The 15,994-nt window shown below is 47.2% G+C and carries 12 protein-coding genes; all 12 read left to right on the top strand.

What is annotated here, in order from left to right; all coding sequences use genetic code 11:
- Nucleotides 1-89: 89 nt before the first annotated feature.
- Nucleotides 90-1,508 carry a S8 family serine peptidase gene (locus QVO66_RS02705; protein WP_021853857.1) on the top strand — a complete coding sequence of 473 codons (1,419 nt, stop codon included), beginning with the start codon at nt 90-92 and terminating at the stop codon, nt 1,506-1,508.
- The gene (gene xseA / locus QVO66_RS02700) at nt 1,505-2,854 is read left to right on the top strand and encodes an exodeoxyribonuclease VII large subunit (RefSeq protein ID WP_021853856.1); all 1,350 of its coding nucleotides are present in this window, start codon (nt 1,505-1,507) and stop codon (nt 2,852-2,854) included. Before QVO66_RS02705 ends, xseA begins: the two co-directional genes overlap by 4 nt.
- Nucleotides 2,855-2,894: 40 nt before the next feature.
- A complete protein-coding gene (gene xseB, locus QVO66_RS02695) occupies nt 2,895-3,095 on the top strand; it encodes an exodeoxyribonuclease VII small subunit (protein WP_125103851.1) in 201 nt (66 codons plus the stop codon).
- 193 nt (nt 3,096-3,288) lie between these two features.
- Nucleotides 3,289-4,311 (top strand): branched-chain amino acid aminotransferase, encoded by a 1,023-nt coding sequence (locus tag QVO66_RS02690; RefSeq protein WP_021853854.1) that lies wholly within the window; start codon nt 3,289-3,291, stop codon nt 4,309-4,311.
- A 147-nt stretch (nt 4,312-4,458) separates the two neighbouring features.
- Nucleotides 4,459-5,229 carry a tRNA (guanosine(46)-N7)-methyltransferase TrmB gene (gene trmB / locus QVO66_RS02685; protein WP_288172502.1) on the top strand — a complete coding sequence of 257 codons (771 nt, stop codon included), beginning with the start codon at nt 4,459-4,461 and terminating at the stop codon, nt 5,227-5,229.
- Between the two features lie 231 nt (nt 5,230-5,460).
- The gene (locus QVO66_RS02680; protein ID WP_021853852.1) at nt 5,461-6,636 is read left to right on the top strand and encodes an MFS transporter; all 1,176 of its coding nucleotides are present in this window, start codon (nt 5,461-5,463) and stop codon (nt 6,634-6,636) included.
- A 763-nt stretch (nt 6,637-7,399) separates the two neighbouring features.
- A complete protein-coding gene (locus QVO66_RS02675; protein WP_287604996.1) occupies nt 7,400-7,984 on the top strand; it encodes a DUF3575 domain-containing protein in 585 nt (194 codons plus the stop codon).
- A 76-nt stretch (nt 7,985-8,060) separates the two neighbouring features.
- On the top strand, nt 8,061-9,422 hold the full coding sequence (locus QVO66_RS02670) for an OmpA family protein (RefSeq protein ID WP_021853850.1): 1,362 nt from the start codon (nt 8,061-8,063) through the stop codon (nt 9,420-9,422).
- Between the two features lie 40 nt (nt 9,423-9,462).
- The gene (locus tag QVO66_RS02665) at nt 9,463-11,145 is read left to right on the top strand and encodes a hypothetical protein (RefSeq protein WP_021853849.1); all 1,683 of its coding nucleotides are present in this window, start codon (nt 9,463-9,465) and stop codon (nt 11,143-11,145) included.
- A gap of 276 nt (nt 11,146-11,421) precedes the next feature.
- Nucleotides 11,422-12,345 (top strand): hypothetical protein, encoded by a 924-nt coding sequence (locus QVO66_RS02660; protein WP_288172486.1) that lies wholly within the window; start codon nt 11,422-11,424, stop codon nt 12,343-12,345.
- Nucleotides 12,346-12,507: 162 nt separating this feature from the next.
- Nucleotides 12,508-13,419 carry a hypothetical protein gene (locus tag QVO66_RS02655; RefSeq protein ID WP_288172485.1) on the top strand — a complete coding sequence of 304 codons (912 nt, stop codon included), beginning with the start codon at nt 12,508-12,510 and terminating at the stop codon, nt 13,417-13,419.
- A gap of 182 nt (nt 13,420-13,601) precedes the next feature.
- Nucleotides 13,602-15,994: choice-of-anchor Q domain-containing protein (locus QVO66_RS02650; protein ID WP_288172484.1), on the top strand; the 2,393-nt coding region annotated here is incomplete at its 3' end.

Genomic DNA, 15,994 nt, shown 5'->3' with positions numbered 1-15,994 from the left:
TAGGGAAAACGCGAAAATAAACCCTGCATAGTCTTTGCGTTTACGCTTAAAAAAGCTAACTTTGCATCTGCTTAAATTTATGTAGGCAGATGAAAAAACTTATAACACTTTTGATGCTTTTATCCCTTGTCATGCCTTCGTCGGCTTATGGCACAGACGGGGCACGCAAGAAAAAATATCCCGGAGGCAAGACATACATGTATCGCGTTGAACTTAAGGACAAGACAGGCACGCCTTACAGCCTTGCTCGTCCTGAAGATTACCTATCGGTGAAGTCGCTTGACCGCCGCAGACGCCAGGGACTTCAGGTTGACTCTACCGACCTGCCCATAAATCCTGCATACATATCAGCCGTAAGTACCGACGGAGTTGAGGTGGTGAGCCGCAGCAAGTGGAACAACACTCTGCTCGTTCGCTGCAAGCAGCCCGAGCGTGTCAGACAGCTGTTGTCGCTGCCTTTTGTCAAAAGCGTAAGGAAAGTATGGACGTCGCCTGATTCTGTCAGCGCGGTTTCGTCGAGAATGAAATACCACACCGAGTTTAACCGCTGGGACACTGTGGCGCAAAACTACTATGGCGTTACGCGCGAGCAGGTTGAAATGATTGGCGGTGTGCGCATGCATAATCACGGATTTACGGGCAAGGACATCACCATTGCCGTTCTTGACGGAGGGTTCATGAACACCGATCTGATACCTTGTCTGCAGAATGTAAACATCCTCGGGTGGGAAGATTTCGTCGTGCCGAAGTCGAAGAGCGTTTTCAAGGAGATGGAGCATGGCACAAAAGTGCTGTCGGTAATGGCCGTAAAGGTGCCTTACACCTTTGTGGGCACGTCGCCCGATGCGGCTTACTGGCTTCTGAGATGTGAGGACGAGACGGGCGAAAGCCTTGCCGAGGAAGACTACTGGGCTGCTGCTGCCGAGTTTGCCGACAGCGTCGGCGTTGACATTATCAGCAGTTCCTTAGGATTTCATGATTTCGACGACAGTTCGTTCAATTATAAATATGCTCAGCTCGACGGCCATACGGCACTGATATCCGCCACAGCTTCGATGCTGGCGTCAAAGGGAATAGTGCTTGTAAACAGCGCCGGAAACGACGGCATGTCTTCATGGAAGAAAATCAATGTGCCTGCCGACGCACACGACATACTGACCGTAGGCGCCGTGAGTCCCAACATGCGCAATGCCGCTTTCAGCAGCGTAGGCCCTACAGCCGACAACCGTGTCAAGCCCGACATAATGGCCCTTGGCAGTCCGGCGTCGGTTATCACGGGGCGAGGCACCATCATCAAGGATATGGGCACTTCGTTTTCAACGCCTGTGGTGTCGGGCATGGTGGCCTGTCTTTGGCAGGCGCTGCGCGACAAGACGGCATTGGAGATTATCGACCTCGTGAGGCGTTGTTCCGACAATTATTCTACTCCTGACAACATTTACGGCTATGGCGTGCCCGACTTCTGGCGTGCCTACGTCATGGGCCGGCAGCAAAACCGCTCAAAATGACACATACCGTATCGCTTCTTGAACTCAACCGGCTCGTAAGAGATGCGCTCGAGCTAAGCATGCCAGGCGACTATTGGGTTGAGGCTGAGTTGGCAGACGTGCGCGAGTCGGCCGGTCACTGCTATATGGAGCTGGTACAGAAAGACGAGTTCGGCAGCACTCCCGTTGCCCGTGCCTCGGCTAAGTGCTGGCGCAGCACGTGGATGCTTGCCCGTCCGCATTTCGAGCGCGTAACGGGCGAACGTATACATGCCGGCATGAAGGTGCTTTTGCAGGTTCATGCACAGTTTCATGAGAACTACGGCTTTTCGTGGATCGTAACCGACATCGACCCCACTTTCACGCTTGGCGACATGGCACGCAAGCGCATGGAGATAGTGCGCACGCTGAAAGAAGAAGGAGTGTTCGACCTTAACCGCGAACTGTCCATACCGCTCTTCGCCCAGCGCATTGCCGTTATATCCAGTGCCACGGCGGCAGGCTATGGCGACTTCTGCAGTCAGCTGAGCAACAATGCCTATGGCTTCGACTTTATCGTCGAGCTGTTTCAGGCTGTCATGCAGGGCGAACAGGTTGAGCAGAGCGTCATTGCTGCCCTCAACCGCATCAACGAGTGTGCCGACTTGTTCGACTGTGTTGTAATCATCCGTGGCGGAGGAGCCACGAGCGACCTGTCGGGATTCGACACTCTTGCCCTTGCCGAGAATGTGGCAAACTTTCCGCTTCCGGTCATCACCGGCATTGGTCATGAGCGCGACGAGTCGGTGCTCGACATGGTGGCCAACACAAAGGTAAAGACGCCTACGGCAGCTGCTGCATTCCTTATTGAAAACCTTAAGCGTGTTTCCGACCGCATCATGTCTGCCGGCGACCGCATCACTACGGCTGTGCGCCGCCGTCTCGACTATGAGTCGATGCGCCTTGGGCGTCTTGCTGCCGGCATACCTTCCTTGTCGTCGCTTGTCATCACCAGGCGTCAGGCCTCACTCGCCTCGCTCTACGGCCGTCTTTGCGCTGCAGCATCGTCGGGTCTGGCTGTTCGCCGTTCGCATATCGAGTCTGTCGGTGCGTCGCTCGCACCGCTTGCCTCGCGCCGCCTTCTTGTGGAGAGCCATCGTGTGCAGCTTCTTGCCCAGCGTGTGGCCGCCTCTGACCCCTCGCTGCTTCTGCGCCGGGGCTATTCAGTTACGCTTCACAACGGCCGCGCCGTTACCGACGCCTCCGCGCTTGCCGAGGGCGATGTCATCGAGACACGCTTTGCCCATGGCTCAGCCTTGTCTGTGGTGCAGGCATCTGATAAGCCGTCAAAAGACAAAGGTGTGGCTGCGGGCGGAAAACATCCGTAACATTGAAAGAAAAAATAAACATATCATTATACGAAATACTATGCCTAAAGAAATGAAATATGAAGAGGCCGTAAGACAGCTTGAAGAGATTGTCGCCAAGATGGAGAGCAACGAGCTTGACGTAGACAGCCTGAGCCAGCAGCTGAAGACAGCCCAAAAGCTCATAAAGCTGTGCAAGGACAAGCTAAGCCGGGCTGACAGCGACATAAAGAAAATACTTCAGGACGACAACAACGGCTGAACATGCCCGCAGGCAGGCGGCAAAACAGCATAAAACTGACATTTTTAATAAATTATGTCATAAAAATTGCTGATTAGTAATATTATTATTATTTTTGCCGTTGGTAAGTCAGGGGCTGACATTACATATAGTTAACCCCAGTGGCTTTGTTGATTGAGTAAAATTTGTTGTATACTTTAAAAATAATATGAATATGAAAAATCTGGATTGGTCAAAATTGCCTTTCGGTTACATTCCGACAGACTATAACGTACGTTGCTACTATCGCGACGGCAAGTGGGGCGAAGTTGAAGTTTGCTCTGACGAATATATAAAGATGCACATGGCTGCTACGTGTCTTCACTACGGCCAGGAGGCATTCGAAGGTCTAAAGGCTTACCGCTGCCCTGACGGCAAGGTTCGCGTTTTCCGTATGGATGAGAATGCAGCACGTCTGCAGAGCACATGCCGCGGCATACTGATGCCGGAGGTTCCTACAGAATTGTTTGAGGAAATGGTTACCAAGGTAGTGCGCCTGAACCAGGATTACATACCTACATACGAGAGCGGTGCAACTCTTTACATCCGTCCGCTGCTCGTCGGCATGTCAGCACAGGTTGGTGTTCATCCTGCCAGCGAGTATCTCTTCATGATATTCGTTACTCCGGTAGGTCCTTACTTCAAGGGTGGATTCTCAACTAATCCTTATGTCATCATCCGCGAGTTCGACCGTTCTGCTCCTCTCGGCACAGGTATATATAAGGTGGGCGGTAACTATGCTGCTTCTCTGCGTGCCAACAAGATGGCTCACGATCTCGGATATGCATGCGAGTTCTATCTCGATGCAAAGGAGAAGAAATATATGGACGAGTGCGGTGCTGCCAACTTCTTCGGTATCAAGGACAACACTTACGTTACTCCTAAGTCTACCAGCATTCTGCCGAGTATCACCAACAAGAGCCTCATGCAGCTGGCTGAAGACATGGGCATGAAGGTTGAGCGCCGTCAGATTCCTGAAGACGAGCTGGCTACATTCGAGGAGGCAGGTGCATGCGGTACTGCTGCCGTTATCAGTCCTATCTCTAAGATTGACGACCTCGAGAACAAGAAGAGCTATGTTATCAGCAAGGACGGCAAGCCCGGACCTATCAGCACTAAGCTCTACAACAAGCTGCGCGGCATACAGTATGGCACAGAACCCGACATCCATAACTGGACAAAGGTTGTAATTGAATAATTGATAATTTACAATTCATAATTTATAAATTACTGTTCCATAATTCATAGTTCATAATTCATAATTGGCTATTTCTTTGATTACCGATAGCCTGTCTTTTGACAAAAAATTATGATTTATGAATTATGAATTATGATTTATTTTAAGATGAGCAAAGGAAAATTGGCTAAGTTCGCCGACATGGCGAGATACGAGAACGTGTTTCAATACCCTTATTCGGTCGTTGAGAATGTGCCTTTTGAAATGAAAGGCCACTGGCGCGACATGTATTTCCACAATGACAACCCCATTGTGCTTGAGCTGGGATGCGGCAAGGGCGAATACACCGTTGAGCTGGCAAGGCTATATCCGGATGTCAACTTCATCGGTGTAGACATCAAGGGCGCACGTATGTGGACAGGTGCAACGCAGGCTCTTAACGACGGACTTAAGAATGTGGCATTCCTTCGCACCAACATCGAGATTATAGACCGCTTCTTCGGTCCTGACGAGGTGCAGGAGATTTGGCTCACGTTCAGCGATCCTCAGATGAAGAATGTGCGCAAGCGTCTCACCAGTACATACTTTATGGAGCGTTATCGCCGTTTTCTTGTCGACGGAGGCATCGTGCATGTCAAGACCGACAGCAATTTCCTTTTCACCTACACCACATACATGACAGAGCGCAACGCCTTCCCGGTGTTGTTCTCAACCACAGACCTTTATCATGCCGAGGGGCTTGATGCCGACACCATGCGCATACTTTCAATTCAGACGTATTATGAAAGTCAGTGGATTGAGCGCGGACTCAACATCAAGTACATGAAGTTCCGTCTTCCGTCGGCAGGCGACATGGCAGAGCCCGACGTAGAGATTCCTGTTGACGACTACCGCAGCTATAAGCGCACTCGCCGCAGCGGCGTAGACATGCGCAAGTAGAGAGCCACGGCAGTTGTCTTGGCCGCAGTTGACTTTTGGCGCATACGCAAATGTGCTAAAGTCAGGTGTGCGTTTACGCGGCAGTGTCTCGACATTGCTGTCATGGCATGGACATGTGTTTGTGCCTTGTCTTTTGCAGACATCTTTTCGGTCATGTCTGCCTCCTTTCATATTATATCAATGATATGCCTGTAAGAATGTTTTACATGCACATAACTTTTTGTAACGAAGATGACAGTAGAGCTTAAAGAGAACGGCGGTCTTCCTGCCCGAATTTTGTGGACACTTGCCATTGTTGCAGGTGTGTCAGTTGCCAATATATATTACAATCAGCCGCTGCTCAACGTGATAGGCCGCGACCTGGGCGTGAGCGAGTTCAGTTCCAACCTCATAGCCATGATCACTCAGGTGGGCTATGCCGTCGGACTGCTTTTCATTGTCCCCCTTGGCGATCTCTGCCGCCGCAAGAACATAGTGCTCGTAAACTTCAGCGTGCTCGTGTTCTCGCTCCTTGCCATAGCCTGCTCAACCAGCATTTATGTTATATGGGCAGCATCGTTTCTTACCGGTGTAGGCTCAATGATACCGCAGATATTTGTTCCGATAGCTTCGCAGTTCTCACGTCCGGAGCATAAGGGGCGCAACGTGGGCATTGTCATCTCCGGACTGCTCACCGGCATTCTTGCCTCGCGTGTGGTCAGCGGCGTGGTGGGCGATGTGCTCGGCTGGCGCGCCATGTATTTCATTGCATCGGGCCTGATGCTCGTATGCGCCTTTGTCGTAATGAAGGTGTTGCCCGACATACGGCCTACGTTCAAGGGCTCTTACGCCAAGCTCATGGCGTCGCTCTTCTCGCTGCTGCGCGATTATCCTGCCCTGCGCGTATATTCCGTAAGAGCCGGACTGGCTTTCGGTTCGTTTCTTTCGCTTTGGGCCTGTCTGTCGTTCAAGATGGCACAGGCACCGTTCTATGCCGACAGCGACGTGGTGGGCTTTCTCGGCTTGTGCGGCATTGCCGGGGCTCTGACAGCCTCGTCGGTAGGCAAGCACGTCAGGACCGTAGGCGTGCGCCGCTTCAACTTCATTGGCTGTGCGCTTATGCTGCTTGCATGGGCATCAGTCCTGTTTCTCGGCGACACCTATGTTGGTCTGATAGCAGGCGTGATAATCATCGACATCGGCATGCAGTGCATACAGCTCAGCAATCAGGCAAGCATGTTCGAGGTATGTCCCGGAGCATCAAACAGAGTGAACACCATATTCATGACAACATACTTTGCCGGAGGTTCTCTCGGCACATTCCTTGCCGGCACGGGCTGGCATGCCGCCTCTTGGACGGGTGTGGTGGCCGTAGGCGTATGCCTCACGCTGGCCTCACTTGCCGTAACGCTGTTCACACGTCGATGAGCTATGGGGCAGGAGAGTGTTGTCTGAAATGTAAAAGGCCGCAAGTCATATTGTGAAAGACCACATATCAGAGTGTAATATGTGGCATATTGCAGCATGAAAGGTATGCTTTTGTTTAATGGATATTACTGGAAAATATTTTTTTAAAGAAACTCATCACTCGTCACATGTGCTTGTAACCTGTTGGCTGATAGAGAGTTGATGTGTGACGAGTTCCTTTTTCAACTCGTCACAACACCTCGTTCTGTGCCGTTTTTGAGCCGTAACGTGACTCTGTGAAAATGGAATTTCAGCTAAAAATATGTTATATGCTGCTCTGTGATGAGTTGAAAATGCAACTCGTCACAAGGTAAATGGTTGGCTTGCAGCGAGTTAAAGCCTGTTGTGACGAGTGATGAGTTTTTTAAAAAAACTTTTTTTGCTGTTTTACTTCTTGCCATTTACTGATTTCGGTTGACTTCAAGCAGGGCTTTGTCTGATTTTAGTTGACTTATGTAAACGTTGGTGTCTGTTATCGGTTGTTGCCATTATTTTGATTAAACGGGATGCAGCCTATAGCCCGGTTAGTGTTTAAAATAATTCCTGACGTTCTGCGACATCATGTGTAAATTTTATGTTTACAGATTAGATTGCTGTCGGAAAATTTTTTAATTTTGTTAAAACTATCGGGCACTAGTTAATAAGATTTAATATATATAAGTGGAATAGATTATTCGATTTAAAAAGGTTTAACTTTGCAGAACTTACTAGATTATTAATAAGAATGTCAAGATTTTTAAAATTAGCTTTAGTGTTGGGCATGCTGTTTTTGACCGATACAATGACTATAACTGCTCAAAATTTGGCAGTTAAGACAAATGTTTTGTATTGGACAACAGCAACGTTTAATGCATCTGTTGAAACACGTCTGTCGTCAAAGTGGACTCTTGATGTTTCGGCGGGTTACAATCCGTTCACATTTTCTGATAACAAAAAGTTGAAGCATTTTGCCATTCAGCCTGAGGCACGCTATTGGCTCTGTTCTCCTTTTTCGGGGCATTTTGTAGGTGCCAACCTGCTTTATTCTCATTATAATGCCGGTGGAGTGAAGATGCCTTTCGGCATTTTTTCAGACCTTGAGAAGTACAGGTTCCAGGGTGACCTTGGTGCCGTAGGCCTTGTCTATGGTTACAGCTGGATGTTGCCCGGAAAGCGATGGAGCATAGAGGGCGTTGTCGGCCTTGGATATGGCATAACCCGTTATGACAAATACGCATGTGCTGTGTGCGGAAGCAAAATTGGTGAAGACACAAAGGGTGTTTTCATGCCTACTAAACTTGCAATCTCTGTTATATATTACATTAAGTAAGTCGCATTGATGATTTCTGTCGGTGTGATTTTATTTTGCATACTCGACTAATTTAATACAATCTCAAGATACAACAATGATGAGATCTTTAAGTTCAATTCTTTTACTGGCATTGGGCTCATCTGTCTGTAATGCGTCCGCATTGCGCGGCAACGGCGTTGATGCTCAGTGGATAGACTCTACGGCTCTCAGGCTGTCGTTCGTGTTGACTGAAGGCGATTCGGTAGGCAGCAATTATGCCGTTATAGCCACGCCCCGTCTTGTAACTGCTAAGGGCGACACCCTGCTGCTGAAGCCGACAGTGTTCAGAGGCAAGCGCAACATGCGCTACACGGAGCGTGCACGATTTTATGATAATGCTCAGCAGGCCACGGCAGATGAAGTGGCTTTAGGCTCGGAAGTTAGGTATGACGTCATGCTCAGGCGTGCCGAAAGTCCCTGGATATGGGAGGATAAAGTATATCTCGACGTGGCACGCGAGAAAGAAGGGTGCTGCAATGTTGAGGATATGGCCGGAAGGCGTATGGGTGATATGGTGTATGTGCCGCAGTTTGTGCCCGCACTTGCCGTTGTCGAGGACAATGCAGGCAAGGCTGGTGAGCTGCAGAAGGATAATCCGGTGCTGATGCACGTATCGCAGTATAAGCCCTACGACAACACGCGCATACTGCGCAAGGAGAAAGGGGCTCTGTATGTTCATTATCCGCTGAACAGTTCGGAGCTTAAACGTGACTTCCGCGACAACGCACAGACGCTCGACCGTATTGTTGATATTACGCGCAGCATAATGGCCGACTCTACATCGTCGGTTAAGATCATACAGATTGTTGGTCTGGCTTCTGTTGAAGGTTCACAGAAAAACAATGTCAGTCTGGCAGGGCGGCGTGCCGATGCCTTGAAGGCGTATATACAGAAGAGGGTGAAAATATCAGACAAACTGTTTGACTGCGCCAATGGCGGCGAGGCATGGACCGAGCTGCGCGACCAGATAGCCGACGGCAGCTTTGATGGGCGCGACGAGCTTCTGCACATAATAGATACGGAGAAAAATCCGGATAAGTGCGAACAGATGATAAGACAGCTAGACGGTGGACGTCCGTATGCGTATCTGCGCGACAACGTGTTGAGCGACCAGCGCAATTCGGGCTATCTGCGGATATATTATGACTATGTGCCCGACACGGCGGCCAAGACCATAAACGAGGCTACAGAACTGATGCAGGAGGAGAAATATGACGAAGCTCTCAGAAAACTGCTTACAGTTAAGGACGACAAGAGAGCCTTCAGTCCGCTTGGAGTGGCTTACTACATGACAGGCAACAGGCAGAAAGGTCTGGAGTATATGAAGCGTGCCGCAGCCGACGGAAACGTACAGGCTAAGCGAAACCTTGAGCAGTATGAAGCTATAATGAAGGCGGAACAGCTGAAAGAGAAATAAACAACAAAATATTATAACTTAATTAAATTAATTATTCTTTATGAAAAAGTTTTATAACAGAAATTTTGCCTATGGAGCAGCAGCGCTGCTTATTGGCGCAGTGAGTTTCACTGCATGCTCTTCTGAGGATGAGTTGTCTAACACCAATCCAACCTATGATGGAGAGAGCGTAAAAACACAGTTTGCAATTAATATTCCTGCAGCAGCTAAGACGAGGATGACAGGAGAGTACACCCAGCAGGATGGAAACTTCCTCGGTATGAAAGATATAAAGCTGATACCTTTTGCCTCAATGCCTGCATTAGGAACAGAGTCGAATCTTGGTTCTGTTATTACTTTGGGTAATATCAGTGACAATCTGTCTGCAACTTCTAATGCTAAGGTTTATAATGATGTTGCCATTCCTGTAGGTACAGGTGCTGTAATCCTTTATGGTCAGGCAAATAAAGAGGCAGGAACTAATTTTGATAAAGGTGCAGTAACAATGCCGAGCGATTATTCTGTTTTGTCAAATATTAAATTTTCTCCTGTAAATATAACAACCAACGAGACAGACGCAAAGGCTACGGCATTGGCTGCATGGATGACATCTGTAGCAAATGCTGAAGGTTGGGATGCTGCCGGAGAAGGTACGTTGAAAGATTTGCGTGATGAGTTTCTGAAAACGACTGTAGGGTCTTCTAACAGTGTATTGTGCCTGATGCAGTATCTTTATAATGCTTTGGCAAAAGAAGACGGTGCAGAGGCTACAGCTATTAAGGCTGCTATTAAGGCCGGTAATGGTGTCGTAGAGTCTGATGGAAAATTGAGCTATGGAGAAGGCTCTTCATTGGCCGGTTATCCTGAAAATATAAATCTGCCTGATGGTGCAGCCCAGGTTGTATGGAACTCGACAAAATTTGATGTTGTTGCAGCTTCTGGAAATACAGGAATTAATGTTGCATCATTAGACAGCTATGTTTATCCTGCAGCTTTATGTTATTACGTGAATAGCAATGTGAAGACTGCTGATACAGAAGTTGATATGGACGCCGCTTCTGATTGGACAGCGATTGTTGGATCAATGACAGGCAGCTCTGTGGCTCCGACAACTCGTTCGATAGCAATTGAACAGCCCATTAATTATGGAGTTGGCCGTCTTTCAACTCAGGTTAAGTTTGGCGCACAGCGTGTTCCTGACTCAAAGGATGATGGTCATAATAGTTCTGTTGTTGAAATTCCCGGTGAAGGATTTAAGATTACAGGTATATTGATTGGCGGACAGGGCGAAGTTGGCTGGAATTATATACCGACAGCAACTACAACTGGCAGCAAAACAATATATGATAAGTCTATGACAGAAGGAATGTGTGCAAAATATTCTTCTGATTTTACAGGTGCAATAACCAACTATACTTTGGCTTTTGAAACAGAGTCAAATAAGGATGTCAATGTGGCTATAGAGCTTGTGAACGGTGATAAAGATTTTTATGGCAAAGACGGTATGATAATTCCTGCTGGCGGTAAATTTTATTTAGTTGGACAATTGGAGTCAAGCGCAGCTACAGAAACTGGCGAAAAAATCTTTAAACAAGACTATAATACTATTGCCAAATTTAATATTACAAATCTGAAGTCAGCTTATAATGGCCTGCCTGATCTTCGCACACCGTCATTACAGCTCGGTATGTCTGTTGATTTGAATTGGGAAAAAGGCCATACGTTTGACGTAGAGATTAAATAATACAAATGATCTTTTTGTCCTGAAAGGATTTTTTGTATAAAATGTTAACCAGGCGGCAGCCTTTCGTAGGGCTTCCGCCTACAACCGGAAAACGCTTGCGGATAACCGTTAATCTTCCGTGAGTGCGGTGATTTAGAAAAAGAAGAAATAATAATGGTGTTAAGAATGATGACGAAGCGTAAAAATAAGAATTATTGTTCAAAGTTTTGTGCAGGATTGTCGGCATTGCTGTTGTCAGCGTTTCCGTTGTCCTTTGTTTCGTGTATAGATGAAGATTTGTCGCGTTGCGGTGTAAACTATTCCGTTGATTATCGTTTGGAATTATCCGCATCACTTCGTCAGACGCTCGACCAGCAGCTTACCACACCGGCAGAACGGCAACTGGCTGCGGCGTTGCGTTCTGATATGACTGACATTATGAGCGAGCGTGCCGCTGTGATGGATCTTTCGTTCTTTACATTAGAAGACGGCAACTTGGCTCAGCATCAGACCGTTGAGCCTGATGCCAACAGTCTGTCAATGACCATCTATATGAACCGTGGCGACTACCACAATATAGCCCTTGCAGCTACTCATTCTGTCAGTGAGGTAACTATCAGCGGCGCATCAACCTACACAGGCATCAGTCTGCGCCAGGCACAGGCCGATACGCTTGACTCACACAGTGCTGCTATCTATATGGGATATGGCCGTATGCTTATGGACAATGTTTCGGGACATTTCTATGTGCCCTTATATATGGTCAACTCAGTACCTGTGCTGGTTGTAAATCCAAACAATTCACCGGCAAAGGCACTTGTGGCGTATACACGCCGCACGTCGTCAGGTCTGCATTGTTCAGACAGCACTTTTGTATACGACAATGAGGCCGTAATCAGGACACACCGTACGGAAGGCGGCGGGCTGCTTGCGTTCCATTCTGTATGTTTCCCGTCGGCAAATACTGCAAAATCACGTGCAACAGACGACCCCACAGTGGCTGAGGGAAGTATATGGGAAATGGATCTGATAACACAGATGCCCGACGGAAAATATGTCAAGAACACACTGTATATGAAAAATCCGCTTAAGGCAGGCGAGATGCAGGTGATAAAAGTGAAGCTGAATGATGAAGGCGGTGTTGTGACTGAAAATCCCGAAGTCGGTGTATCGGTTGAGTTGGATTGGAAGCCCGGAGGCGATTTTGATATTGAAATTTGATGATGTTACAGCAGAACCTTCCGGAATAATTTATGTAAGTAAAATAAAGAAAATACACGTTCAGACATGAGGTATATCTCTAAAATACATATTCTTTTATGTGCCGCAGCTTTAGCCATAACGGCATGCCAAAGTGAAGACTCTATTTCGCCGGAGACTGATATGGAAACGGTCAAACTTCTTGTGACAGTTCCTGCTACGTCAGGGCTGACGCGTATAGGTGATCCGGGGACGGGCGTGGAAGAAGGAGCTGACTGGGACAGGCTGGCGGTGATATTGGCGTATAAAGACGGACCGTATGTGCAAAAAACAATTATAACAAAAGATGATTTTGACAAACTTCCTAATTATGACGGCCGTGAAGGAGTAAAACTTCTTACTATCGATGCACAAATTGGTTCTGCATATATTTACGGCGTAACATACAGCAGTGATGCTCTGTATAACCCTGAACAAAGCATAAGTGACTGTAAAGATAATGAGCAGGTGAAAGCCTTGACAATATCTAATGATTATGCAGGAACAGACGATAATGCTTCAGCTAAGTTTGTCAGCGTAGCCACCGGGTATTATAAAACAGCCGTTAGCGGCGACCAGCCGGCTCTGTTTGAAATACAAGTTGGCGGTACGGGTGAGATAGGCAGCATACCGACAATGACGCTTACCCGTCTTGCCTCTAAAATAGACATACAGTGGGATGCTGCTGATGCATACGATCAAGGATATACAGATGTGAAGGTTACAGATTTTACATATAAAGGAAAGGAATATGGCCGATTGTTCCCGGAGATTACAGGTGTGACACCGGATAATCAAGATAAGTCATGGATATTCTATAACACCTCAGAGATAAGTCAGCGCAACGGTCGCGTGTATCATTATACGTTCACTGATGGTGCAACGACACCGAGTGTGACATTTAATATTTCTGCAAGAAAAGACGGCAATGATATTACCGGAAGCGGATATACAATGAATTTCAGTTATGTCTTGCAGCAGGCCGCCTGGTATAAGGTTAACGCAACGATAAAGGGCGTAACCGGCAGTGGAAGTATCACGCTGAGCATGAATTGAGCCGGCAGACATGAATAAAAACTGACACACTGAGAATTTGATAATATCAGTAAAGACAACAAAAAATATTAATGTAGCAGTATCTGCAAAGATAATCGTAAAAGAATAATGAAATGATAAAGATGCGGACTTTATTCAGATTTTATATGTTGCTTTTATTCCTGGGTTCTTATTTAGGAATTATGGCACAAACAAAGATTTATTACGTCAGCCCGACAGGTGTTGGCGACGGCACGTCGTGGGAAACTACTACGACATTGCAAACAGCATTGCAGAATGCCGTTGCCGGCGACCAGATATGGGTGCAGGGCTTTGAACAGATAACGAGCGCCGACCAGCTGTATATAGCTCCTGCAGATGGGTTCAGCTTGAAGTCAGGTGTTCAGCTTTACGGCGGTTTTAAGGGCGATGAAACTAACGTCAACGGCCGTGAGACGCTCGGAAAGCCATATCAGATGAAATATCGTTCCGTGCTTTCGGGTGATATCAAGAGAGATGATGTTGTTGACAATACAAACTTGATCTTCCCTGCTAACACAACACGTTCAGACAATGCCACACATGTGCTGAATGTTAATATGGCACCTGCCTCAGGAAACAATAAAAATACTTCGCCCACTATAATAAATGGATTCTCAATAGGCAACGGCCATGCTGACGGCTCTGGTGAGAAGGGCGGCGGTATATATATACATGGCGATAATACGGGCGGCGGCATCTTCCGCATAGAACGCTGCTTCCTGTTGAACAACTATGCCACACAAGGTGGTGCCATATATGTTGATGTTGAAGTAAAGAATGTCAACAACAGCACATCACTTGTAAATCAGTGTGTTGTTTATAACAATGCAGCCGGAGAGCGTGCTGCAGTAGAGAACGCCGGTGGCGGTCTGTATCTGGCAGGCGAGGCCACCGTGGTTAACTCGTCAATATTCAATAATGAGAATGGAGGACTGCGCCTTGCTGACGGTGCGAAAGTTGTGAACAGTACTGTGTCGAGAAATTCAAGTGGTGGCATCGATATGATAGACGATAAGGCCGAAGGATATAATGTTGCAAATACTATTATTTGGGGAAATTCAACTCTTTCGACGCAATACAGACCGAAATTCAAAAATTCCGCATTCCATGAAGTTGAGGCCGGTGACTCAGACGGAAACATATATGTTACTGCAGAAAACCGCGGTGACACTAATGCTCCAATGTTTGACGCACCGTCGCTGAAGACAAGTTATGACCGTGATTTCAACTGGCGTCAGACAGCTTATCCGCTTTGGTCGTGGAATGTGCTTGAAGGGTCGGTAATGTTAAGTAAGGGTGATCAGCAGTCTTACGACCAGTCTGCATACGGCAGTGAGGATATGGCCGGCAATCCGCGTTTTAACGGCTCTACGATAGATATCGGAGCATATGAGTTTCAGCAGATGTTGTCGACACGTATACGTTACGTCAAACCTGTTGCAACCGGAACAGGTGATGGCTCTTCCTGGGAAAATGCTTCTGGTAACTTGCAGAACATGATAGACGAACTGGCCAAGAACAATCCGCAGAATCTTCCTGGAGAAGTGTGGGTGGCTGCCGGAACTTATGTACCACAGGTACAGGTTATCAGCGGAACAACTTATTCTGCATCGTTCCTTATGCGTGACGGAATTAGTGTTTATGGAGGCTTTGCTGGCGATGAAAGCAGTAAGCAGGAACGTGAAGTGGGCAAAATGCCGTGGAATTTTGTTAATAAGACCATTCTCGAAGGTTCTTATTATGAACACAGCAAGACATCTTGGAATGAGTCAAATCATAAATGGACTTTGACGAGCGACTCACGTCATGTTGTTTTCTTTTCACCCCTACCTTCAGAAGGCAAAAGCGGTTTCGACAAATCAACCATACTTAATGGAGTAACCATACGTGGAGGTTATGCTCAGGGAGGTGAAGGCGTGGCAGACTTCATGACAGACCGTGGAGCCGGTGTTTACATGGGTATTAATGCAACACTGGAGAAGTGTATTGTTACAGAAAACTCGTCTACGGGCAATGGCGGTGCTGTCTATATGTACGGCGGACGTGTTATGAATTCGCTGATATATAATAACAATGCCGATGGTGACGGTGGAGCTGTATATGTTGACAATGCCGGTATAGTGTTGGCCTCGATGCTTACTAACAATTCTGCCAACAATGGCTCGGGCGCTTATCTTGCACACACCGGCAATTGGACAGACGGTAAACCGCATCCTGAATATCTCATCCTTTCAACATCTGTTGTGTCAAATAATACGAGTCGTCTTAATGGTGCTGTTTATTGTGCAAAAGGTGGAGTGTTGATGCAGAATACTATAACTAACAACGATTGCCCTACGGCAACAGACAATACTTCTGCCAATGCATCACAGAGTGGTGGCTTGTATGTTGATTCATATGGACTTGTAATCAATTCTGTTTTGTGGAACAATACTATCCAGAAACGTAATATACCGATGTATGCAAAGAATCCAACACCGTCTAATGTACGTTTCTTGTATACAGCATTGTCTGGTATAAACAATGCTGTTTGGAATAATGTGCTTCAGCAGGA

The organism is Prevotella sp. CAG:255 (assembly GCF_000431195.1).
GTDB lineage: Bacteria > Bacteroidota > Bacteroidia > Bacteroidales > Bacteroidaceae > Prevotella > Prevotella rara.
This window is presented reverse-complemented; position numbering and strand designations above follow the sequence as displayed.